General features: G+C 61.7%; 9 protein-coding genes. 6 read left to right on the top strand and 3 right to left on the bottom strand.

The features are described from left to right. The first annotated feature begins 66 nt into the window (after positions 1 to 66). The 5 genes from ACZZ0B_RS11700 to ACZZ0B_RS11720 are packed head-to-tail and all read left to right on the top strand — an operon-like array spanning position 67 to position 17161. Entirely contained in the window at positions 67 to 11382 is an 11316-nt protein-coding gene (locus tag ACZZ0B_RS11700) for a VCBS domain-containing protein (protein WP_463545251.1), read from the top strand. A gap of 44 nt (positions 11383 to 11426) precedes the next feature. Beyond that, a complete protein-coding gene (locus tag ACZZ0B_RS11705) occupies positions 11427 to 12965 on the top strand; it encodes a TolC family protein (protein WP_440093714.1) in 1539 nt (512 codons plus the stop codon). Next, on the top strand, positions 12946 to 13719 hold the full coding sequence (locus ACZZ0B_RS11710) for an efflux RND transporter periplasmic adaptor subunit (protein WP_463545252.1): 774 nt from the start codon (positions 12946 to 12948) through the stop codon (positions 13717 to 13719). Before ACZZ0B_RS11705 ends, ACZZ0B_RS11710 begins: the two co-directional genes overlap by 20 nt. After that, positions 13716 to 15065 (top strand): efflux RND transporter periplasmic adaptor subunit, encoded by a 1350-nt coding sequence (locus tag ACZZ0B_RS11715; protein WP_463545253.1) that lies wholly within the window; start codon positions 13716 to 13718, stop codon positions 15063 to 15065. Before ACZZ0B_RS11710 ends, ACZZ0B_RS11715 begins: the two co-directional genes overlap by 4 nt. Then, positions 15065 to 17161: an HlyD family efflux transporter periplasmic adaptor subunit gene (locus ACZZ0B_RS11720; RefSeq protein ID WP_463545254.1), complete on the top strand. Its 2097-nt coding sequence runs from the start codon at positions 15065 to 15067 to the stop codon at positions 17159 to 17161. Before ACZZ0B_RS11715 ends, ACZZ0B_RS11720 begins: the two co-directional genes overlap by 1 nt. Before the next feature lie 699 nt (positions 17162 to 17860). Here the strand turns inward: ACZZ0B_RS11720 and aspT are convergent. The 3 genes from aspT to ACZZ0B_RS11735 form a co-directional block, all read right to left on the bottom strand. Continuing rightward, complete coding sequence (gene aspT / locus ACZZ0B_RS11725) at positions 17861 to 19552, bottom strand: aspartate-alanine antiporter (protein WP_463545255.1); 1692 nt, start codon at positions 19550 to 19552, stop codon at positions 17861 to 17863. A gap of 25 nt (positions 19553 to 19577) precedes the next feature. Beyond that, the gene (locus tag ACZZ0B_RS11730) at positions 19578 to 21191 is read right to left on the bottom strand and encodes a mechanosensitive ion channel family protein (RefSeq protein ID WP_008082716.1); all 1614 of its coding nucleotides are present in this window, start codon (positions 21189 to 21191) and stop codon (positions 19578 to 19580) included. A 96-nt stretch (positions 21192 to 21287) separates the two neighbouring features. Continuing rightward, on the bottom strand, positions 21288 to 22403 hold the full coding sequence (locus tag ACZZ0B_RS11735) for an AI-2E family transporter (RefSeq protein WP_463545256.1): 1116 nt from the start codon (positions 22401 to 22403) through the stop codon (positions 21288 to 21290). Between the two features lie 175 nt (positions 22404 to 22578). Here ACZZ0B_RS11735 and ACZZ0B_RS11740 point away from each other — a divergent pair, with 175 nt between their 5' ends. Next, positions 22579 to 23856, top strand: a complete 1278-nt coding sequence (locus ACZZ0B_RS11740) for an OmpP1/FadL family transporter (protein WP_463545257.1) — start codon at positions 22579 to 22581, stop codon at positions 23854 to 23856. The last annotated feature ends 63 nt before the right edge of the window (positions 23857 to 23919 follow it).

The following is a 23919-nucleotide window of genomic DNA, read 5'->3' on the forward strand; positions in this document are numbered from 1 at the left end:
GAATTTGTCCGTCGCCCGGCGTCGGCACTCATTGGAAGGATTCAGCAGGCAGTACGAGGGCCGATCATGCAAGGTTCACGCGGTGGATTTTCCGGCGCTCATTTGCGCCCGCAGCGTCAGTCACTGGCGCTGGAACCCCGAATTCTGTTCGACGGCGCTGCCGCCTCGGCGACGGTCGACCAGCATCACAGCGATCCCGCCGCTCCGCCGGCCGCTGCCGAGGCTCAGGTGCCGCACGCCACGCCCACCGAAGGCCGCGCCGCCAGCGAGCAAGGACCGTCGGCCGCGCGCAACTTGCTGGTGATCGACAGTCGCATTGAAAACCGTGATCAGTTGCTTGCGCAATTACCCGGCAATGTCACCGCGATTGTGGTGAATGTCGGCGAAGACGGCCTGGCCGCGATCTCCGCCGCATTGGCGCAACTGGGCAAGGTCGATTCGATTCAGATCATGTCCCACGGCGCCGCCGGGCAATTCACCTTGGGCAACCGCACCGTCAGCTCGGACAACATCGATTCGCTGGGCAAAACCCTCGAACAGTGGCGCAGCAACCTGACCCAAGGTGCGGACATTCAGTTGTACGGCTGCGATGTCGGCGCCGGTGCGGCCGGGCAAACCCTGGTCAATGAACTCGCGCGCTGGACCGGCGCCGATGTCGGCGCCTCCAGCAATGACACCGGCAGCAGCAAGGCCGGCGGCGACTGGACGCTGGAAACCAAAGTCGGTGACATCGACAAGAGCATCGCCATCAGCAGCCTCGCGATGACGCATTTCGACGGATTGCTGGCCGACGCCGCGCCAACCGCCACGGTATCCACCGGCGGCAGTGATGTGCTGCTCGGCGACCGGTTCACCTTCACCGTGAATTTCAGCAACACCTCGACGCAGGTGGGTTACGCGCCGTTCATCAACCTGGCAATGCCGGCCACCGGCAAGGATGGCAATGACGGCGTCAATTTCATCTCCGCCACCTACCTGGGGCAAAACCTGATCAGCCATGTGGTGACGTTCGATGCCAACGGCAACGCCACGCACCCTCTGGCCAAAGACGCCAATGGCAATTTCCTGATCATCAACGCTGCTACTTACGGCATGCGCGCCGGCGACAAACTGGTGGTCATCGAACTGCCCTTCGCCAGTGTCACCAATCAGCAACCGGTGATCGGCGTGCAGATCACCGCCAGCCTGAGCAACCTGGCGGACACCGCGTTCTCCAACGGCACCCCCGACCTGACCATTCGTGCCAGCGGCGGCTTTCAGTTCGGCAACGATGCGCTGGACAACCCGACCAATGATCCCAGCCTGATTCAGGCCGGCACCGCCGCTTTCGTCGTACACCCGACGGTGATTACGGTCAGCGAAACCATCAATACCCCGGAAGGCGAAACCGCTACCGGCCCCAACTACGTGCGCACGCTGACCCTGTCGGCGACCCCGGCACCTGGCCAGACGCTGACCAACGTCGTGATCACCCAACCGCTGCCGGACAACATCCAGGTCAACTCGATCACCCCCGGCGCCGGCGGCCGAGTGACGTCGATTACCCTGCACGACGGCACCGTGGTGACCGGTGCGGCGCAAATCGCCGTGCTGATTGCGGCCAACGACGTCTACATCAATTCGTTCACTGTCACCTACGACAGCCTCACCGGCAAGACCGATACCGTGGTCGCGTTCTACGTGCCGGAAGTCGATGCCAACGGCCAGCCCGTCATCAATCCGGTGACCGGCGATGCCGTGACGGTCACCCTCGGCGCGCCAACCGCTTCCGGCCAGTGGGTGCCGCTGGACCCGCGTGACCTCACTGCGCCAAACACCACCATCGACTTCAGCGGCACCGGCCAAAGCACGCAATTCATCGCCAAATCGATCACGCTGGTGAAAAACGCGACGATGCAGAACGACGTCGGCCACACCGGCATCAGCCCCGGCGACACGCTGCAATACACCCTGAACCTGGCGATTTCCGACTACTTTGCCTTCGGCAAGGACTTCTTCAACGAAGGCCAATTGGTGATTCGCGATCAGCTCAGCGACGGCCAGACGTTGAGCGGCACGCCGACCCTGACCGTGACCATCAACGGTGTGGTGCAGACCATTACGCTGGTCACCAGCGTGGTCAATAATGCCGATGGCACGACCTCAATGGTCTTCGACATCGCACAATCGCTGCGCAATGCGTTTTCCAATGTTCGCGGCTGGCTCAACGGCGATCTGGCCTTCGACGACACGTTGCAAGGCGCGGTGGTGGCGGTGTTGAGCTACTCGGCCATCGTCGGCCAGACCTACAAGCCGCCATCGGGCAACCCACACCCGGACATCAACGAAGGTGACGAACTGGGCAACACCGCCACGGTTGACGGCACGCTGTTGCAGGATCAATTCAACCTCACCGGTGAAAGCGAAACCGACGGTTCCGCTACCACCAGTGTGATTCCGACCAGCACCGTCGATATCAGCCTGGTCGAGGTCAACAACGGCGCACCGCCGGGCAATGGCGAATTACGCCCCGGCGATGAAGTGACCTTTGAGTTGAGCTACGACCTGGTCACCGGCGATTACGAACAGTTCAAACTGACGGCTTACCTGCCGCTGCCGTTGTTCAATGTCACCGGGATTACCTGGGGTTCGGGCGGTGACGTCGGCCAATGGGAATTGGGCGCAGGCAATACCAATGCCGGCGGCGTGGTCAGCGTGACCAGCGCCAATGGCAACTCGGTGGTGTTCGATTTCGGCAGTTTCGCCACCAATACCACCACGGGCAGCCGCATCGTCATTCGCTTCACCGTCAGAGTGGGCGATCAACCGTTTGCCGATCAGCGTTCGCTGGACGTCCTCGCGCAATCGAGCCAACAGACCACCCTCACCGACCGCACGCTGATTTCCTCGGACGTGGTGGCGATTGTTTCGGTCGCCGAGCCGGTGCTGAATATCAAGCACGGCGTGGTCTCCGGCTCCAACGGCACGGTGACCGGCACCACGGGGAGCTGGAATCCGCCGGGCAGCACCGGCAAACCGTTCAATGGCAGCGTCACTGAGCTTTCGGCGGTCGATGGCAACATCAATAACATCGACGGTGCCGACCGTCTGCGTCTGGTCACCGCGATTGAAAACAGCGGTGGCGGTGGCGCGTTTGACGTCAGCACCAGCATCACCCTGCCCTCCGGCCTGAGTTTCGTCGGCGGCAGTCTGGCGGCGGCCAACCTGCAGATCTATCGCGGCGACGGCACCTTGCTGGTGTTGGGCACCGACTACAGCGTCAGCGGCAACCAGATCACCTTCCTCGATGCCGGCGGCCAGGCCAGTCTGTTGGCCGGGCGCAGCGGCACGGCAGCCGATACCAGCGGCGCCAATCTGGTAGTGATCAGCTATGACGTCGTGGTCAGCGCGACCATCGAGGCCAGCCGCAGCCTGCAAACCACGGCAACCCTGAGTAATTACGCCAGCGTCAACGACGGCACCGACTTCACCCCGACCGACCTCACCGACCTGGCCAGCCAGCAGGTCGCCGCCCCGGTGATCAGCAAAGTATTCGCTGACGGCACGCTGGACGCTGGCGATTCCAGCGCCGCCCATACCAGCGGCAGCGATCTGGTGATCGGCGAAAGCATGCGCTATGACATCGTTATCACCCTGCCCGAAGGCACCACGCAGAATCTGCGCATCGAAGACCTGATTCCACCCGGCATGCGCCTGGACACCAGTTTCAACAACGGACTCGGCTATCAGATCATCACCACGCGTGCCGGCAGTGGCGCGCTCGGCGCCGATTTTGCCGGCAGCGTGCTGGTTGGTGGTTTTACCGGGATTGGCGGCACGTTGGGCGGCGACGGTGTCGACGGGCGCTGGACCTTCAGCGTGTCCAGCGTGTCGGCGGACAACCAGACCGGCAACAACACCTTCGTGATTCGTCTGCAACTGGTGGCCAACAACGTCATTGCCAACCAGGCCAACGTCTCGCTGCAAAACAATGCGCAGTTGATTTTCAGCGACCCGGATGGCGACACGCCAAACGGTGCAGTCGCGGTGGATCGCAACGTTGCCCTGACCGGTGGCCAGCCGACGGTGACCGTGCGCGAGCCGACCCTGCAGGTCAATCAGGTGATCACCTCCACTTCCGGCCTTGGCGGTTATGACCAGGGCGACACGGTGACTTTCAACATCACCATTACTAACGGCAATGGCTCCAGCGATTTTAGCGCGTTCGACATCAGTTTCCTCGACACCCTGCCCACCCAGCTCAGCAACGTGACGCTGGTCGGCGTGCTGTATCAGAACGGGGCGACCAACAACGGCGGGGTTGCCTTCGAAATTGTCGGCGGCCAGTTGCGCACGGCCAGCGGCGCCAATATCGACATTGCCAAGGGCGGCTCGATCGTTTTGCAACTCAGCGGCGTGGTCAACGCCAGTGCTGCGGCGTTATCGAATATCGCCAACGTTGCCAATGTGCAATGGACCAGCCTCGACGGCCCGGACAGCGGCGAACGCAGCGGCGTCGATGGCGTGCTCAATGGCGGCACCCTCAACGATTACCGCAACCTGTCGACCCTGCTGATTCCGGTGGCCCAGGCGATCGAGATTTCCCGCGTGGGTGGCTTGCCGGACACCGCTGCGCCCTCGCCGACCACCGCGACGGTCGAACAAGTGACCGTCGGCGAAGTGATCCGCTATCGCGTGGTGGTGCTGGTGCCCGAGGGCAACAACCCCAACTATCAAATACAAATTACCCTGGCCAACGGCTTGCAGTTCATTTCGCCGGATGCGCTGGTGAATGCCTTGCGCATTGCCTTCATTTCCAACGGTGGGTTGACCAGCGACGCCAACCTGATCGTCGGCGGCACGCTGAACATTGATGGCAATGAAAACAGTCCCGAGGCGCTGCCGATCACGGCCGATCTGTCGGGCCTCGCACCGCAAGGCATCTTCGACCCGAGCCGGCTGACCGTCATCACCAACCCGGATGGCAGTCAGGTGGTGACGTTCAACCTGGGCAACGTGGTCAACGGCAATGGCAACGATGACGACCTCGAAGGCATTTCCATCGAATTCAACGTAAGGGTTACCAACATCGCCGCCAACATTGCCGGTGCACAACTGGCAGTCACCGCGCAGGAAATCGTCAATGGCGCCGGCCGTGCGGTCAGTGACACGGTGTTTGAGCGCGTGGTCGAGCCGGGTTTCAGCGGCCTCGACAAGCAGATCGTCACCTTCAATCCGAACCCCGGCGGCAGTACCGGCAACGCCACGGTGCAACTGAGTTTTACCCAGAACGGCGGCCTGCCGGCGTTCGATGCCAACGTCAGCGACAGCTTTGCCGGCGGCAGCAATTACACCCTGCTCAGCGTCAGCATCAATGGCGTGAGTTACGGCCCGGGCAATCTGCCGGCGGGTATCAGTTTCAGCACCAGCGGGGGCCTGAGCGTCAACTTCGACCAACTGGATGTCGGCGCGCAGATTCAGGTGCGCTATTCGGTCGACCTGCCCAATTCCACGGTTGTCGCCAGCAGCAACGCCACACTGACCTGGAGCAGCCTGCCGGAAGATTTCACCAGTTGGGGCGGCAACAGCGTCGGTGTCGATGGCACCACCACCGGCGAACGTACTGGCAGCAGCGTTGGCCCGAACCAATATATCTTGCGTGATAACGCCGGGCTCGGCGTGATCAGCGGCACGTTGTGGAACGACACCGCCAGCCCGACCGCCAGCGCCACCCCGGACGGCGCCGGTCTGGCCGGGCAAACCGTGACCCTGACCTGGGCCGGCGCCGACGGGCGTCTCGATACCACCGCCGACAACTTGCAGTTCACCACCGTCACCGACGCCAATGGCCAGTACCACTTCGGCGTCTTGCCACTGGGCGTGTTCCGCATTGACGTGCCTGCGGGGCTGGTCAGTTACCCGCAACCGGTGGGTGAGCTGCGCGTGCGCGTCGACAGTGATGCCGGCACCCTCGGCCAGATCACAATCACGTTGGGCGATGCCGACACGCAAAGTGCCAACGCCGGTTATGTCGAGCAGAACGACGCGCCGGTCAACACCCTCCCCGGCAGCCAAAACGGTCAGGAAGACGTGGTGCTGAACATCGGCGGCATCAGTGTCGCCGACGTCGATGCCGACCGTGACCCGAACGTCAACGACCGCGCCATCAGCGTTATTCTCACGGTCACTCACGGCACGCTGTTCCTTGGCGCGACAGTGCCCGGTGTCACGGTCAGCGGGGCCAATACCGCGAGCATGACCCTGATCGGCAACCTTGCCGACATCAACACCGCGCTGGCCAGCCTGCGTTATCTGGGCAATGCCAACTTCAATGGCACCGACACCCTGACCGTGCTCAGCAACGATCGCGGCAACTACGGCGATGCCGATGGCGACGGCATTCCCGGCACGGCCGCCGATGCGTTGACGGACACCGACACCCTGCAAATCGTCCTCGCCGCCGTCAACGACAACCCGGTCGGCGTCAACGACAGCGCCACGGCCCTGGAGGCCGGCGGTACCAACAACGCCTCCGCCGGTATCGACCCGCGCGGCAATGTGCTGAGCAATGACACTGACGTCGACATCGCCACCAACGCCGATCAGTTGCACGTGGTCTCGGTCGGCCCGGGTGCCGGCATTCAGACGCCGGTGCTCGGCGTGACCGTAATCAATGGTCTGTACGGCCAATTGGTGATTGGCAGCAACGGCTCCTATCAATACGTCGTCGATAACAACAACGCCGCCGTGCAGGCGCTGCGCGTGTCGGGCCAGACCTTGCAGGACAACTTCAATTACATCCTCGCTGACCTTGCCGGTGAAACCTCGACCGCCACATTGAGCGTGACCATTCAGGGCGCCAACGACACGCCGCAAGGCGTCGATGACGACGGTGTGGCCATCGAGGCCGGCGGTGTCAACAACGGCACACCGGGCAGTGACGCCAGGGGCAACGTGTTGAGCAATGATCTGGACGTCGACAGCGCGGCCAACGGCGAAACCCGCACCGTAATCGGCATTCGCCCGGTGGCCGAGGCCGGTTCCGGCAATTTCACCGCAGTCAGCGGCGCCACGGCGATTGCCGGGCTCTACGGCACCTTGACCATCAATCCCGACGGCACTTACAGCTACGTGGTCAACAACAGCAACGCCACGGTTCAGCGCCTGAGTGCCGGGCAACAACTGGTCGAGTTTTTCAGCTATCGGCTGACCGATGCCGGCGGGCTGGATGATGTCGCGCAGTTGCGCATTGTCATTCAGGGCGCCAACGACAACCCGGTGGCCAGCGATGACGCCGCCTCGGCGCAGGCCGCATCCACCAACGGCAGCGCCTCGGAAAGCAATCCCAGCGGCAACGTCATTCAATTCCCCAGCAGGCCCGGGCCGATCACCCAGCCTGGTGGCAACGGCGTCGATCAAGACGTCGATGCCAACGACCAACCGAGCAGCCAGTTGCTGGTCAATGGCGTGATCAACAAAAGCGAAGCCAGTTACAACCCGGCGGTCGATGTGTTGAGCGGCGTGGCCACCGGCACCACCTCAGCCAACGGCACTGTCGTGACCGGGCTCTACGGCACCTTGCGCATCGGCGCCGATGGCTCGTTTTTCTACGACGTCGACAGCACCAATGCGGCGGTTCAGGCCCTGGCACCGGGGCAGACTCTGACCGAGTTTTTCACCTATCGCGTCACCGACACCACCGGCCTGACCGACACCGCGCAACTGGTGATCACCGTGCACGGCGTCAACGACCCACCCGTGGCGCAAAACGTGATTGCCGTTGCCACCGAAGCCGGCGGCCTCAACAACCTCACACCGGGCGTCAATCCGTCAGGCGATGTCACGGCCAATGACACCGACCCCGATGGCGATCCATTGACGGTGACGCTGATCAAGTCTGGCGCCAGCGGCGATCCGGGCACGCCCATCGCCGTGAATCTCGGCGGCACGGTGATAGCCGGACTGTACGGCACGCTGACGATTTTCCCCGATGGCAGCTACGTCTACGAAGTCGACAACAGCAACCCCGACGTGCAGGCCCTGCGCCGCAGCGTTGACCTGCTTTCGGAGCGCTTCACCTACACCGTCAGCGATGGCGTCGGAGCGAACCCGCAAATCGATACCGCTGAAATCATCGTGTTGATTCGCGGGCAGAACGACAATCCGCTGGCCACTGACGATTCCGGCGTGGCCATCGAAGCCGGCGGTTTGAACAACAGCCAGCCAGGTCAGGACCCAACGGGCAACGTGCTGGATAACGACAGCGACGTCGACGGCGGTGAAGTCCCCGGTGATCTGCCCAATTACGACTATGGCGAAACCCGCGCGGTGTCCTCGGTGCGCACCGGCTCAGAGGCTGGCACCGGCACGGCAGGCACATTGGGCACGGAGTTGCGCGGTACTTACGGCTGGCTGACGCTCAATGCCGACGGCAGCTATAGCTATCGCCTCGACAACAGTCTGGCGGCCGTTCAAGCCTTGCGCGCCGGCAACACCCTGCTCGATGCCTTCAGTTATGAAGTGATAGATGCTACCGGCGCCACTGACCGGGCCACGCTGAACATCAGCATCCAGGGACGCAACGACACGCCTGTCGCGCAGAACGACAGCAACACCGCTGTCGAGGCCGGCGGTGCAAACAACGCCACACCGGGCATCAATCCGAGCGGCAATGTGCTGAGCAACGACACGGATGTCGATGGCAACGGCGAAGTGCTCAGCGTGATCGGCGTCAATCAGGGTTCCTCGGTCGGCTTGATCGGCAGCGGCTTCAATGGCACCTACGGGCGCTTGACCCTGAATGCCGACGGCAGCTACAGCTATCTGCTGGATAACCTCAATCCGCAGGTCCAGGCCCTGCGCAGCAATGCCGACACCCTGACGGAAACCTTCACTTACCAGATCCGCGACCTCGCTGGCGCCACCAGCACCGCAACGCTGTCCATCACCATTCGCGGGGCCAACGACAACCCGATCGCCAGCGACGACACGGCGGTGGCGGTTGAAGCCGGCGGCACGTTCAATGGCACGCCCGGGGTCAATCCGAGCGGTAACGTGCTGACCAATGACAACGATGTCGATGCCAACGACGCCAAACTGGTCACCGGTATACGCACCGGCAGCGAAGCGGCCGGTGGCACCTTTACCACCGTCGCTGGCGCGCAAACCTTCAACGGTTTGTACGGCACGCTGACCCTTAACACCGATGGCACCTACAGTTACGTGGTCAACAACAACCTTGCGGCCGTGCAGGCATTGAAAGTCGGCGATTCGCTGGTGGAAACCTTCACCTATCGCCTGCGCGATATCGCCGGGGCCACTGACATCGCGCAGTTGAGCATCCGCATTGACGGTGCCTGGGATGCACCAGTGGCGGTCAACGATACGTCGGTGGCCGTGGCGGATAACGGCAACGGCAATGGCGTCAACCCAAGCGGTAACGTGTTGCCCAATGACACCGATGTCGATCAGGGCGACAGCAAAACCGTTACCGGCATCCGTTTCGGCACCGAAGCGGCCGGCGGCGCGTTGGCCTGGGTCACGACAGGCACCGACAACAGCAACGGCACGCTGATTAGCGGCCTGTATGGCCAACTGATTATCGGCGCCGACGGCAGCTACACCTACAACCTCGATTCGAGCAACCCGGCAGTGCTGGCCCTGGGTCCGCTGCAATTTCTCAACGAGCGCTTCACCTACCAGGTCAGCGACCGTGGCGGGCAGACGGATCTTGCGGAAATTCACATCATCATTCGCGGGCGTAACTCGGCACCGGTGGCCAATGCCGACACCTCGACAGCCATCGAGGCTGGCGGCAGCAACAACACTCAACCCGGCCTCAACCCCGGCGGCAACGTGCTGGACAACGACACCGATGCCGAGAGTGATCCGCTATCGGTGATTGGCATTCACACCGGCACCGTCAACGATATCGGCACGGTGGGCAGCGTCGGCACGTCATTGCGCGGTCTGTATGGGGATCTGCTGATCAACGCCGACGGCAGTTACACCTACACCGTCGACAATAACCTGCCCGCCGTTCAAGCCTTGCGCCAGAGCGGCCAGACCCTCATTGAAGTGTTCAGCTACACCATTGTCGACCGCTGGGGTGACACCAGCACCGCCGAACTGCGCATCACCGTCGATGGCCGCAACGACACGCCCATTGCCGTCGATGACCGCGCCACGGCGGTCGAAGCCGGCGGCGTCAATAACGGCACGCCGGGCAGCGATGCCAGTGGCAACGTGCTGGACAACGACACGGATGTCGACAGCGTCGCCAATGGCGAAAGCAAACACGTGCAAAGCGTTACCAATCAGGCCGGCCAGTCGACGGGCGCCGGGCAAGTGTTGATCGGCCTCTATGGGCAACTGACGCTGAACGCCGATGGCAGCTATACCTACGTCATCGACAACAACAATCCCGTGGTGCAGGCCCTGCGCACGGCGGGCGAGACCCTCAGTGAAACCTTCACCTATCGCATGACCGACACGGCCGGCGCGACGTCGGACGCACGCCTGACCGTGGTGATTCAGGGCGCCAACGACGCGCCGGTGGCGCAAAACGACAGCGGCTTTGCCAGCGACCAGGCCCCTGCCCCGCAAACCGTCGGCAACGTGCTGCCCAACGATGGCGATGTCGATGGCAACGACAGTCTGGTGGTGGTCGGTGTGCGCACTGGCGCCGAGGCGGGCTCAGGGACGGCCGGCGTGATTGGCCAGCCGATCATTGGTTTGTACGGGACACTGGTGCTGAACGCCGACGGCAGCTACACCTACACCATCGACCAGAACAACCCCGCCGTGTTGGCCGCCGCCGGTCTCGGGCAGATCCTGCGCGACGTGTTCACCTACACCATCAACGACCGTGCCGGTGCCAGTGATCAGGCCGAACTGACGATCACCCTCGATATCGCCACGCCGTTCATCCCGGCGCCGGGTGGCAACAACTTCGAGCGTGACCCGAACACCCTGAACCGCAATTTCCTGATCCCTGATCCACAGCCGGCGGTGTTCGTCACGCCGGTGGTCGAGCGTGCGGCAGAAATATCCGAGCTGTCGGCTTGGGGCGTCGATGGCAGCAACTTGCGTCTGGCAGCGGTCGGTGAATTCACCAGTGAGTCAGTGGGCAATGGTCTGGGGCTGGTGCCGGGGCAATTCGTTCAGCAAGCGGTGCGCACCAGTCGCCTGGAAAGCGAACTGGATCTGCTGTGGATTCAAGGGCGCCAGGGCCGGACCGGGTTGAGTGCCGATGGACTGTTGAGCGATCCATCGTTGTTCACCTTGAACCCGGCCGATCTGACGCACAGTCCGGCACACGTGGAAAAACAACAGGAAAAACCACGGGCCAAGGGCTTCAGCGCGCAATTGCGCGATGCAGCACAGCGGCGCACGCAGCGGTAAAGCAGTCGACCCGAAGAAAATTCCAAGAATACAAAGGAATGAACATGCGTATACATGCGACCCGGCTTCTCAGTACCGCCATCGCTTCTGCACTGTTGCTCAGTGCTTGCTCGTCAACGGAGCCCAAACCCTCCACCGATGAAGAAAACCGCCAGCGCATCATCGCTGACCAGTCCCGCATGTATTCCGGCCAGGAGCCGGTCACCGCGCCGATTACCTTTTACGAGGCGGCGGCGCGGGCGCTGAAATACAACCTCGATTACCGCCTCAAACTCATGGAAAGCGCGCTGGCCTCGGACCTGCGCGACGTTTCCAGCCATGAAATGCTCCCGCGTCTGGTCGCCTCTGCCGGGTACGCCGGCCGTGACAACGATTCCGGCGGCACCTCGATCGGCATCGAAGACCGCCAGGTCAGCCTGCGGCCATCGACCTCGGAAGAGCGCTATCGCGAAGTTTATGGTTTGGGCCTGAGTTGGAGCCTGCTGGATTTCGGTGTCGCGTACTACCGCACGCAACAGAAATCCGATCAGATCCTGATGGCTGAGGAACGTCGGCGCAAAGTCGCGCAGAACGTCCTGCAAGACGTGCGCAACGCTTACTGGCGGGCACTCGGCGCGCAGCGGTTGATGCCCGAAGTCGACAAGCTGCTGATGCGCACCCACACCGCGCTGACCTCGGCTCGCGAAGCGGAGACCCGTGGCCTGCTGCCGCGTCAGGAAATCCTCGCCTATCAGCGTGCGCTGCTCGATTCGATTTATCTGCTGACCGTACGCCGCCAGGATCTGGAATTTGCCCAGGCCGAATTGTCGGCGCTGATGTCGCTGCCGCCGGGCTCGAAAATGGTCCTCGCCGACATGCCCGATCCACCGTTGCCAGAGGTCCGTCAAAGCATGGCGCGGCTGGAGCAATTGTCGTTGGAGAACCGTCCGGAAATCATGGAAGAGTGGTATCGCAAACGCGTTAACCAAAAGGATCTGGAGATCGCCAAGGCGCAGTTGTGGCCGAACGTCAGCGTCGATTTCGGCTACAAGTACGACTCCAACAAATACCTCTACAACAACGACTGGATGAGCACCGGTCTGCAAGTGTCGATGAACCTCATCCGCCTGCTGCAACTGCCGTCGCTGAACGCCGCGGAAAAGTCCCAGAGCGAAACCGACGACACCCGTCGCGTGGCGCTGTCGATGGCGATTCTCACGCAAGTACGGGTCGGCACCCTGCGCTATCAACTGGCGCGTCAAGAGGTGGAGTTTGCCGAAGACAGCCTGCGCGTCGACCGCAGCCTGCTCAACTACGCACAAGCGGCGAAAACCGGCGCGTTGGGCTCGGAACTCGAAGTGATTCGCTCCGAGGGCCGTTACCTGCTCTCGCGTTATCAACGTGAAGCGGCATTCTCCAGTGCTCAGGCCGCGTGGGGGCGGATGTACAACTCGGTGGGTCTGGACGTGCTGCCCAAGGAAATTTCGCAACACGACATCAAGACCCTGGCCCGGGAAATCCAGCGGACCTTGAACGAACAAGAACAACAACGCCTGCTCGCCGCCACTTCGCAAGGAACGCCGAATGCGCAAAATCGCCCGTGAGTCCCGTTTCGGGGCGCTGCTGTTGGCCAGTCTGATCCTCCCCGTCCATGCTGAAGAAACCTCTTCGGCGCCCGCGCTGGAAAGTGCCAGCGCCATTCGCGTATTGCTCGCGGCCGAACTGGAAACCACCCTCTCCAGCCAAATGGCTGGCACCCTCGGGGAATTGAAAGCCGGGTTCGGCGAACAGGTCGCCAAGTCTGAACTGCTCGCCCGCTTCAACTGCAATGAAGCCGAAGCGCGCTCGAAAGTCGCCGCCGCCGAACTGGCCATGGCCAAACAGAACCTGCAAGCGAAACAGCAGTTGCGCCAGCTCAACGCAGTCGGCGATATCGAAGTGTCGATGGCCAACACCGAAGTGCAAAAAGCTGACGGTGCACGGGCCATGGGCGCGGCGCAAAGCAGTTATTGCCAGGTGCTTGCGCCGTTTTCCGGGCGCGTGGCCAAGGTTTACGTCAAGCCTTATCAAACCGTCACCGCGGGCACGCCGCTGTTTGATCTGGTCAGCGACGGTGCGCTGAAAGTCCGCCTGAACCTGCCGTCCAATCTGCTGAAAAACCTCAAGCCCGGCCTGCCGCTGCAAGTCAGCATCCATGAAACCGGCAAGACCTACCCGGCCCATGTCAGCGGCATCAATTCACGCGTCGATGCCGTGGCGCAAACGGTTGAACTGGAAGCCCGGCTCGATAACAAATACCCCGACCTGATGGCCGGCATGAGCGGCACGGCGCAGTTCGATCAAGACGCGCGCCCATGACGATGAACGAGCCGCTGCTGCCCCACCCTCACCTGTTGCTGGAGCTCGATGCGCTGCGCGACAAGGCCATGGCCGCCGACTCGCTGAACAGTCTGGCCTTCAGCATGGCCAACGACTTGTACCCGTTGCTGCAGTTTCATCAGGCGCTGGTGTTTGCCCAGCGCGAATCTGCATTGGAACTGCTGAACGTCTCAGGTCTGTCGCGGCCCAGTGAGGACTCGCCGTATCTGGTGTGGCTACGCCGGGCCAGTCGCTGGGTCGCGGCGCAAGTGCCTGACGCCGAGCCGGTGTGGATCACCCAGGAAACCGCCGCACCGCCAGCCGACATTGCCGAAGGCTGGAACGAATGGTGGCCGTCGGGGCTGTGGTGCGTGCCGGTGCACGATCGTGACAATCAACGGCTGGGCCTGTTGATCCTGCTGCTTGAGCAAGAACCGCCGGCCGTGTTGTGGCAACCGCTCAAGGGCTTGGTCGCCACGTGGGCGTATTGCTGGGCGGCGCTGACCCGGCGCAAGCGTTTCAGTCGCTGGCGGCCCAATCGCAAACAACTGTTGCTGGGGCTGATCGTGATCGGCGCGTTGCTGCTGTTGCCGGTGCGGCAAACGGCATTGGCGCCGACGGAAATCGTTTCGCGGCAGGCACAGATCATCAGCTCGCCGATTGATGGCGTGATCGAAAAGATCCAGGTCCGGCCGAATCAACCGGTGGATGCCGGCACGCCGCTGTTTTCGCTCGACGAAACCACTTTGCGCAGCCGCGCCGAAGTGCTTGGCAAGGAAGTCGCCGTCGCCGATGCCGAGTTGCAGGCAGCCAGTCAGCGCGCCTTCGATAACCCGCAAAGCAAAAGCGAGTTGACCTTGCTGGCCGGTCGCGCGCAGCAGCGCCGGGCCGAACTGGCAGCCGTGCAGGCGCAATTGAAACGTACGCAAGTGCTGTCGCCGAAGGCCGGCGTTGCGGTGTTCAGCGATCCCAACGATTGGCTGGGCAAGCCGGTAGTCACGGGCGAGCGCATCATGCAGGTGGCTGATCCGACTCAGCCGGCCATGCTCATTCAACTGGCGGTGGCCGATGCCATCGCACTGGAACCGGGCGCCGAGGTCACGCTGTTTCTGACCGCGTACCCGCTGACGCCGCTCAAGGGGCAGATTCTCGAAACCAGTTATCAGGCGCGGCCCAGCGATGAAGGTGTGGTCGCCTACCGCTTGCTCGCCAGCATTGACGGCGCTACGGAGCACGCACGCCTCGGCCTGCATGGCACGGCGAAGCTTTACGGCGGTCGGGTGATGCTCGGTTATTACCTCCTACGCCGACCGCTGGCGACGCTGCGTGCCTGGAGTGGCTGGTAATGCTCGATCCGGCCGATCTGCCGGTGCCGCCCCTGCGCGAAGATTTGCGCTTGAGTGAAGCGGCCCACGGCAATAACGGCGAACCGGCGTGGGTGATTCAGGACACGGTGATCAACCGTTTCTACCGCATCGGCTGGCTGGAATTCGAGTGCCTGCTGCGCTGGGGTCAATCACCCCGCGCGATCAGCGAGCAGATCGCCGAAGGCACGGCACTCAAACCGGATGTCGAGCAGGTGCTCGATTTTCGTCAGTTCCTTGAGCAGCACCAATTGTTGCGCGCCGGGCCTGCCGCGCTTGAGCGCCTGAAGAGCAAAAGCGAAGAAGGCAGTTGGCTGACCTGGCGCTGGTGGCTGCACCATTACCTGTTTTTCCGCATCCCGCTGCTGCGCCCGCAAAAGCCATTGCAGGTGCTCGCTCGGGCGCTGAGCTGGCTGTTTCATCCGCTGACGGGGATGGTCGTGCTGAGCCTGAGCCTGCTCGGGATTATTCTGGTGTTGCAACAGTGGGACGTGTTCACCAGTGCCGTGGTCGAGTCGTTTTCCACCGAAGGCCTGTTCAGTTTTGCCTTGGCGCTGATCGTCGCGAAAACCCTGCATGAACTCGGGCATGCCTTGGTCGCCACGCGATTGGGCTTGCGGGTCGGGCACATGGGAATCGCGTTTGTGGTGATGTGGCCGATGCTCTACACCGACACCGGAGAGAGCTGGAAACTCAGCCGCTCGCGGCAACGGCTGGCAATCGCCTCGGCAGGCATCGTCACCGAGCTGTCGCTGGCCGGGTTGTCGACGCTGGGCTGGGCATTGTGCGACCCGGGCGCGCTGCGTAATGCGCTGCTGTATCTGGCGACCACCAGTTGGTTGCTGTCACTGGCGTTGAATGCCAGTCCGTTCATGCGGTTTGACGGTTACTTCATTCTTTCCGACCTGCTGGATTTTCCCAACCTGCACGAGCGTGCCTCGGCCCTGGCGCGCGTCACCCTGCGGCGCAATCTGCTGGGGCTGCAGGAGGATTGGCCGGAAACGTTCCCGAGCGGTCAGCGGCGCTTGCTGGTGACCTTCGCGATCATCACTTGGGTGTACCGACTCGTGCTGTTTCTGGGGATTGCGCTGGCGGTTTACCTGTTCTTCTTCAAGGTTCTGGGGATTTTCCTGTTCATGGTCGAACTGTCGTGGTTTATCGCAATGCCGGTGATGCGCGAACTGGGTCACTGGTGGAAGAATCGGGCGGCGATTGCGAGTCGGCGCAAAATCATGTTTTACGCGGTGCTGTTGGCGATTCTGCTGGGCCTGGCGATGCCGTGGCGTACGCAGATCGATGCGGTCGGTGTCGCCCGCGCCGAACACCAGTTGCGCGTGTATGCGCCCTACCCGGCGCGCCTGCAGTCGATTCATCCGGACGGCCCGGTCAAGGCCGGAGAAACGCTGATCACCCTGGACGAACCGGACATCGCCTCGCGCCTGCAAACCAGCGAAGCCAGCGCCCGCAGTTATGAAGCACGACTGTCCGGGCTGATTGCCGACCCCGGCGGCCTCGCCGAAGACGCCGTAACTCGTCAGCGCCTCAACGTGCAGTTCGAAGAGGCCCGCGCCGCCCGCTCGGAAATCGCCCGGCTCAACCTGCAGACGCCGTTTGCCGGGATCTGGCTGGATGTGAATCCGGACTGGAAACCGGGGCAATGGGTGGGTCGCCAGGAATCCTTGGGCGTGCTGATCGATCCACGCAGTTGGCAAGTCGACGCTTATGTCGCGCAGGATCAGGTGCATCGTATGGCGATCGGTGATCATGTGCGTTTTTACCCGGACGGCCAAACCGCGCCGCTGCCCGGCCGTGTTGTACAAATCGGCAGCACCCGCGCCAGCCAGTTGTCGCACCGCATGCTGTCGTCCCGCTTTGGCGGGCCCGTGCCGACGACCAATGCCGAACATTCGCTGATTCCAAGCAGTGCGTTGTTTCAGGTATTGATTCAACTGGATGAGCCATTGGCGAGCCTGCGCGAAACCCGTGGTCATCTGAAGATCGAAGGCGAACGCCGCAGCCTGCTCGCGGACGGCGCTACGCACGTCCTGGCCGTGCTGATGCGCGAAAGCGGCTTCTGACAAATACACACAAAACCCAGTCCCAATGCAAAACCTGTGGTGAGGGGATTTATCCCCGATCGACTGCGCAGCAGTCGCAAATCCACCAGATACGGTTTACCTGATGATCCGGGCCAAAGGGTCTGGGGCTGCCATGCAGCCATCGGGGATAAATCCCCTCACCACAGGGGTTGTGGGAATGTTTTGTGTTAGCCAGCAAACACGAAAATGATGATCGGGCCGCAGCCTGCCTAGGGACGGCGCAACGCAGCACTCTACCTGCCGAATGCACACAAAACGCTGTGCCAATACAAAACCTGTGGTGAGGGGATTTATCCCCGATCGGCTGCGCAGCAGTCGCAAATCCGCCAGATTCGGTTTCACTGATGATCCGGGCCAAAAAGTTCGGGGCTGCCATACAGCCCATCGGGGATAAATCCCCTCACCACAGAGGCTTTGGTTTAGCCGGCAACCACGAAAATGATGATCGCCGCAGCCTGCCTAGGGACGGCGCAACGCAGGACAGTACCTGCCGAATGCCCCCAGAGCGCCGTGCCAATACAAAACCTGTGGCGAGGGGATTTATCCCCGATCGGCTGCGCAGCAGTCGCAAATCCGCGAGATACGGTTTCACTGATGATCCGGGCCAAAAAGTTCGGGGTTACCATACAGCTCATCGGGGATAAATCCCCTCACCACAGGGGTTGTGGGAACCTTGGGTTAGCCGGCAACCACGAAGATGATGATCGGGCCGCACACGGCCAGCAAGACGTTGGAAATGGCGTAGCACACGGTGAAGCCGATCACCGGGGTGTTGCTGCCCGACTGTTCGATGATCTTGTTCATCGAAGCCGCTTCCGTCTGTGCGCCGGCCAGAGCGCCAAACAGGATCATCGGGTGCAAGCGCAGCACGTAGCGGCCGAAGTACAACGCCACCAATGGCGGCAAGATCGTCACCACCGCGCCAGACAACAACAACGCCAGGCCCTGCTCCTTCATCGCGGCAAACGCCGCTGGCCCGGCCAGCAAACCGACCACGGCGCCGAATGCGGTCAAGCCAAACTCGGAAAACGCCCACTGTGCCGCCGGTGGCAACGCGCCGATTTCCGGGTGGCGCGAGTTGTACCAGCCGATCACCAATGCGGCGACCAGCACCCCGCCGCCGATGCCCAGCTCCACCGGAATCATGCCGACGTGCGTCGACAACAACCCCAGCAGTGAACCGAGCACCATGCCCAATGTGTGCATGGCGATATCGCTTTTGTAGTTGTTCTTGCGAATCCGTCCAAGACGCTTGGCGATGGCTTCGACACTGGCCGTGCGCCCGGTCAACGTCAGCACGTCACCACGGCGTAATACCGTGTTGGGCAGCAAGGGCAGTTCGTAGCCCTGACGGGAGATGGTGTTGACGAAGCACCCCAGGCGCCCATCGCTGGCCAATCGGGTTTTCGCTTCATGAATGGTTTTGCCGGCAAACGCCGCCGAGGTCAGCACGATGTCCACTTCGCGCGTCGGGAATGACAAGGACTCGGGATGATCGATCTCCGGCCCGACCCAGTGACTCAGCGTGCCCACCGCATCGCGCAAGGCATACACGCCCACCACATCGCCGGCCATCAGGATGAAGTGTTCATCGCGCTCGATGATCTGCCCGGCGCGCACCACACGTTCCACCGTCAATGAGTCATGCAGCTTTTCAAAATCGACGATGCGCTGACCATCCGCCTGGCCGTTACTGGCGACCTGATGCGCCCGAACCACAATGCGCGTATAGGGCACGGTGATCGCCTCCTCTTCCTTGGCGATGCCCAGTTCCAGCTCCAGTTCACGCGCTGATTCACGCAGGTTCACCCCGAGCAATTTCGGCGCGATGCTGCCGACAAATACGATCAGGCCGATGGTGCCGAACAGATAGGTAATGGCATAGGCGATTGCCATGTGGCTATTGAGCTGAGCCTTGGCCGCGGCATCAATCGTCAGTTGATTGATCGCGCTGGTCGCGGTGCCCATGATCGCCGTGTCGGTCAGCGCGCCCGCGCCAAGCCCGGCGGTAAATCCGGCGTCGAAATCGAACACCGAGTACATCAGCAGAATCGCCCCCAGCGCCGTCGCGCACAGCACCACCGAAAGCAGCACCAGTTTCAGCGTGCCACGATTGAGGCTGCCGAAAAACTCCGGGCCACTTTTGAAACCGACGGCGTAGATGAACATCACGAAAAACACCGACTTCAACCCCGCCGGCACTTCCAGACCGATCTGGCCGATCAGCAAGCCCATCAGCAACGCACCGGCCACCGAGCCCAGGTGAAAACTGCCGATGCGAATCCGGCCGATAAACACCCCCAGGGCAATCGCCAGAAACACGGCGATTTCCGGGTCAGTGCGTAAGGCGTGGAGGATGAATTCCTGCATGGGGCGAACTCCCTATGAACGGCGGTCACTGATCCTTCGGTTCTTGAGCTGGCGCGGTGTACCACTTGTCCCTTGGTACCCATTTCTCTTGTTGTGGATCGCCAAGATAGTGCGGCGACATGATTTGCACGCCGTACTCGTTGAACACATCCTGAATATTGGCGTGGAGCATGCTCAGCAACACCGCACGGGGTCGCGGCTGGCTCGGGATCGCCTGTGCGACCAATCGGTACTCGGGATAGAAGTCCGAGAGTGCCGTCTGGAACACCTGCGCCGGCGGGTCTTCGAGAATCCCCGGCGTACGTTGCGCCGCCTCCAGCAACATCGCTTCGACCTGGCGCCAAGGTGTGTCGTAACCGATGGTCACCACGGTATCGACCACGTAGCCCGGGCCCTGCACGGTGCGCGAATAGTTTTTGGTGACCGTGCCGGTGATCATCGAATTGGGCAGTGTCAGCACTTCACCCAGACCGGTACGAATCCGCGTGGTGAACATACCCAGTTCGGTGACCGTGCCTTCGTATTCGCCGATTTTGACGAACTCGCCGGGGCGTAACGTGCGTGTGTAGGTGAGGATCAAACCGGCAGCGGCCTGCCCGACCACGCTGGTGGCGCCGAGGGAAATCATCAGGCCGATCAACACCGACAACCCCTTGAACGCATCTGTGCCCGCCCCTGGCAAGTACGGATAAGCCATGGCCAGCGCAAACAACCAGATCGCCAGCGCGGTCAGGCGTTGGGTCGGTTGCAGGGTTTCGTGATTGAGCCAACTGAAAGTGCCCGGCGTGGCCATACGGCGCAGAATTCTCCGGGTGAACGCGGTGACACCACGGGCGATAAAGAAAATCGCCAGCGCCACGCCCAGTCCGGGAATCGCCCCGACAATGCCTTGCAACAGATACCCGGCCAGCTCGAACAGGTAATTGTTGAGGCTTTCGCCCCACGGCCGCGTATAGGGAAAGCGCGACAGGACAAAACCCAGCCATTCATAGGTCAGCAGCAAAATCACCAGCCAGCGCAGCAACAGCAGCAAGCGGCTGACCAGCGGATAGAGGAAGTTGGAATCGATCAGTTGCACCCGGCCGACCTTCAGCGCCTGGGTGTGGCGATCCATCAGCGCGGGGAGTTTGGCCAGCAACTTGCGGCGCAGATACGCCAGGCACCACAGCAACACGAGGTAAACCAGCGTGGCCACGGCAGCCAGCCCCAGTGAGCGCAGGATCATCTGCAGGTTGCGCGCTTCGCGGGTTTCAGTCACCACCTGACGCAGTTTCTCCGCTGCGCCTTCAGCGGCTTGTTGCACCGAAGAGTATTCGAGGCTGTCGATGTCGTTGGGTGCGACGATGAAGGCACGCTTGTCGCCGATTAGCACCATATAACTGTTCTGGATCGCGTCGGTGGTGATGTTCAGCGCCGCATCTTCATCCAGCGCCTCGCTGATGACCATTTTTGCCCGTTTGACCCGCGAGGCCGGTGCTTCCCCCAGAATGGTCGCGCGAAACAGCATGATGCTGCGGTTGGCGACCTTCAGCTCTACCGCTTCGCCCGCCGTTTTTGCCCCGTCATCGACCGCCCAGCCGAGCCCGCTCCAGAGCGCCGCGAACACCACTATCCAAACCGCCAGCAGCCTGCTTCGCATGCGCCTGTTTCCTTACGCCCAAGTGTCAGAGAGGGATACGTAAGCCAGCGTAGTTGAGCGATGAACGGTTGTCAGATTCCCGCCCGCCAACAAGTGTCACGGCAAATTTTCTCGGTGGGTGTCGTCCAGTACCTCGGTGACATCGGCCGGTTGATAGACCCAACCAATAAACAGTTCATAGCCCACCGCGAGGATCACCGGGCCGGTGAACAGGCCGATGATGCCGCTGGTGACCATGCCGCCGAGTGCGCCGATCAGCACCACCGGCATTGGCACCGCCACGCCGCGTCCCAGCAGCATGGGTTTGAGCACATTGTCGGAGAGCCCGGCAATAATGATCCACACCGTAAAGATGACGGTGCTGGCACTGACGCCATCCTGCGCAAAAACATAGATCACCACCGGCACGGTAATCAGCAGAACCGGCAATTGCATGATGCCCAGCAGCAGCACCATCAACGCCAGAATGCCGGCGGCCGGAATACCCATGATCACCAGCGCGACACCGATCAGCAGCATCTGGATAAACGCGATCCCCACCACGCCTTGCGCCACGGCGCGAATGGTCGAAGTGCACAGTTCGGCGATTTGCGGCCCGCGTACCGGCCCGGAAATCCGTGTGGTGATCGCTACGGCCGTGCGGTGCCCACGCTCACCGTTTTTCATGATCAGGCCGGCAACGATCAAGGCCACGACAAACACCACAATCCCCGCGCCGACACCGGCCGCTTGGTGCAGCAGCACTTTGCCCCAGTTGCTCAGGTGCGGCGCCAGCTCTTTGAAGGCCCAGCTCAAATCCTGCGAGGCATGCTGCCAGATGCCGAACAGCGGCGCGCCAATCAATGGCCAGCTCTCGACGCTGGCCGGTGGCGGCGGAATCTCGAATTGGCCCGCCTCCATCGTGTGCATGCCGACCTTCACTGAATCGGCAACCGAGGCGCCGAGCAGGCTCAGCGGCACCATCAGAATCAGCAGCCCGAAGAGCACGAGAATAACCGCCGCCCAACCGTAGCGATTGCCCAGTTTGCGTCCCAGTGTCTGATTCAACGGATACAGGGTGATGGCCAGAATCAGCGCCCACAGCATGACGTTGAGGAACGGATGGAAGATGTCGAAGCAAAACAATACCAGGGTGGCGATCAGCCCCGCGCGGATCAGCACGTCCAGCAGCGCTCGGGAATTGTTGAAGACCAGCAGCGGTTTTTCTTCCATAACGATTCTCCTGAGGGAGCCTTTGACCGGTTGGCTGAGCCTAGAACACATCTGAGGGATCGGCGGTTTTTCGTCACCTTGCGAGGCGCCGCATGGAACAAACGACTGCGCTGACTGGTGCATGGGCCAAAGCACGTCTAAAACTGATGCAGGTCCATTTATAAGGAAGTACCGGATGAAAACCACGCACTCCCTGATCATTCTTGCGTTGGCGGGCAGTACCGGTCAGGCGCTGGCGGGCGGTATCGATCTGTATGAAGCGGGCCAGGAAGGCGCAGGACTGGCCAATGCCGGATCGGCCGCGCTGGCCACCGACCCCAGCGTGCTGATGAGTAACCCGGCCGGGATTGCCGCGCTCAAGGGCACGCAAGTTTCGCTGACCGGTCAGGCCGTGCTCGGAGGTCTGGGCTTCGATCGCGACAGCGACAATGACTTCTCCGGCAACGAGGGCGGCAATCCACTGCCGATCCTGCCGGGCACCAGTTTCTTTATCAGCCACGAAATCAATGACCGTGCCAGCATTGGTTTCGGCATGTATGGCAACTTCGGTCTGAGTGTGAAGTACGACGATGACTGGGCCGGCCGTTACTTCAGCCAGGAATCGTCGCTGATCGGCATTTCGATGCAACCGACCTTTGCCTACAAGATCACCGATGACCTGTCGATGGGCATTGGCCCACGCCTGGTCTACGGCTACTACTACACAAAAATGGCCATCGACAATAACGCCTTCCTGCCGGGCACGCCGTTTCAGGAAGATGGCAAGTTGCAGTACAAGGACACCGACATCGGCACCGGGATCAATCTCGGCCTGCGCTATCAGTTGAATGAGCGCACCACCGTCGGCCTGGCCTATACCAGTAAAGTCAAACTGGAATTCAAGGACTCACCTTCCGTTCATGGCATTCGCAATCCGCTGCTCAATCTGGCGCTGTCGCGGCTGGACGTTGACGAGCTGGAAATCGACATGAACATCCCGCAGACCGCGACCCTGAGCATTGCCCATCAATTGAACGAACAATGGACGTTGCTGAGTTCGGTGAACTGGCAGGACTGGAGCGACTTTGCCGACATCGGCGTGTCGGTAGACTCAGCCGCAGGTGATGTCTCTCGTTCGGTCGACCGCAAGTATCAGGACACCTGGCACCTGTCGATCGGGGCGCAAAACCAGATCAGTCCGAAACTGCGCTGGAACATGGGCGTGGGTTACGACAGCTCCGCCGTCAAGGATAAGGATCGCACCGTCGACAACCCGATGAACGAGACCTGGCGGCTGGCGACCGGGTTGAGCTACAAACTGGCCGAAGACACTGACATCAACCTCAATTACACGCTGGTCTGGCTGGGCGACATGGACGTGCAGCAAACCAAGCGCAATGGCCAGTCGCTGTCAGGGAGTTATCCCAACAGCGCGCTGCATATTGTTGGTGGTGGCGTGACGTGGCGATTCTGATGCAGTGGCATTCCACTGCCATGCACACGGAATCCTGTGGCAATGAAGCCCTTGTGGCGAGGG

The sequence above is a fragment of the Pseudomonas sp. AC247 genome, assembly GCF_979258015.1.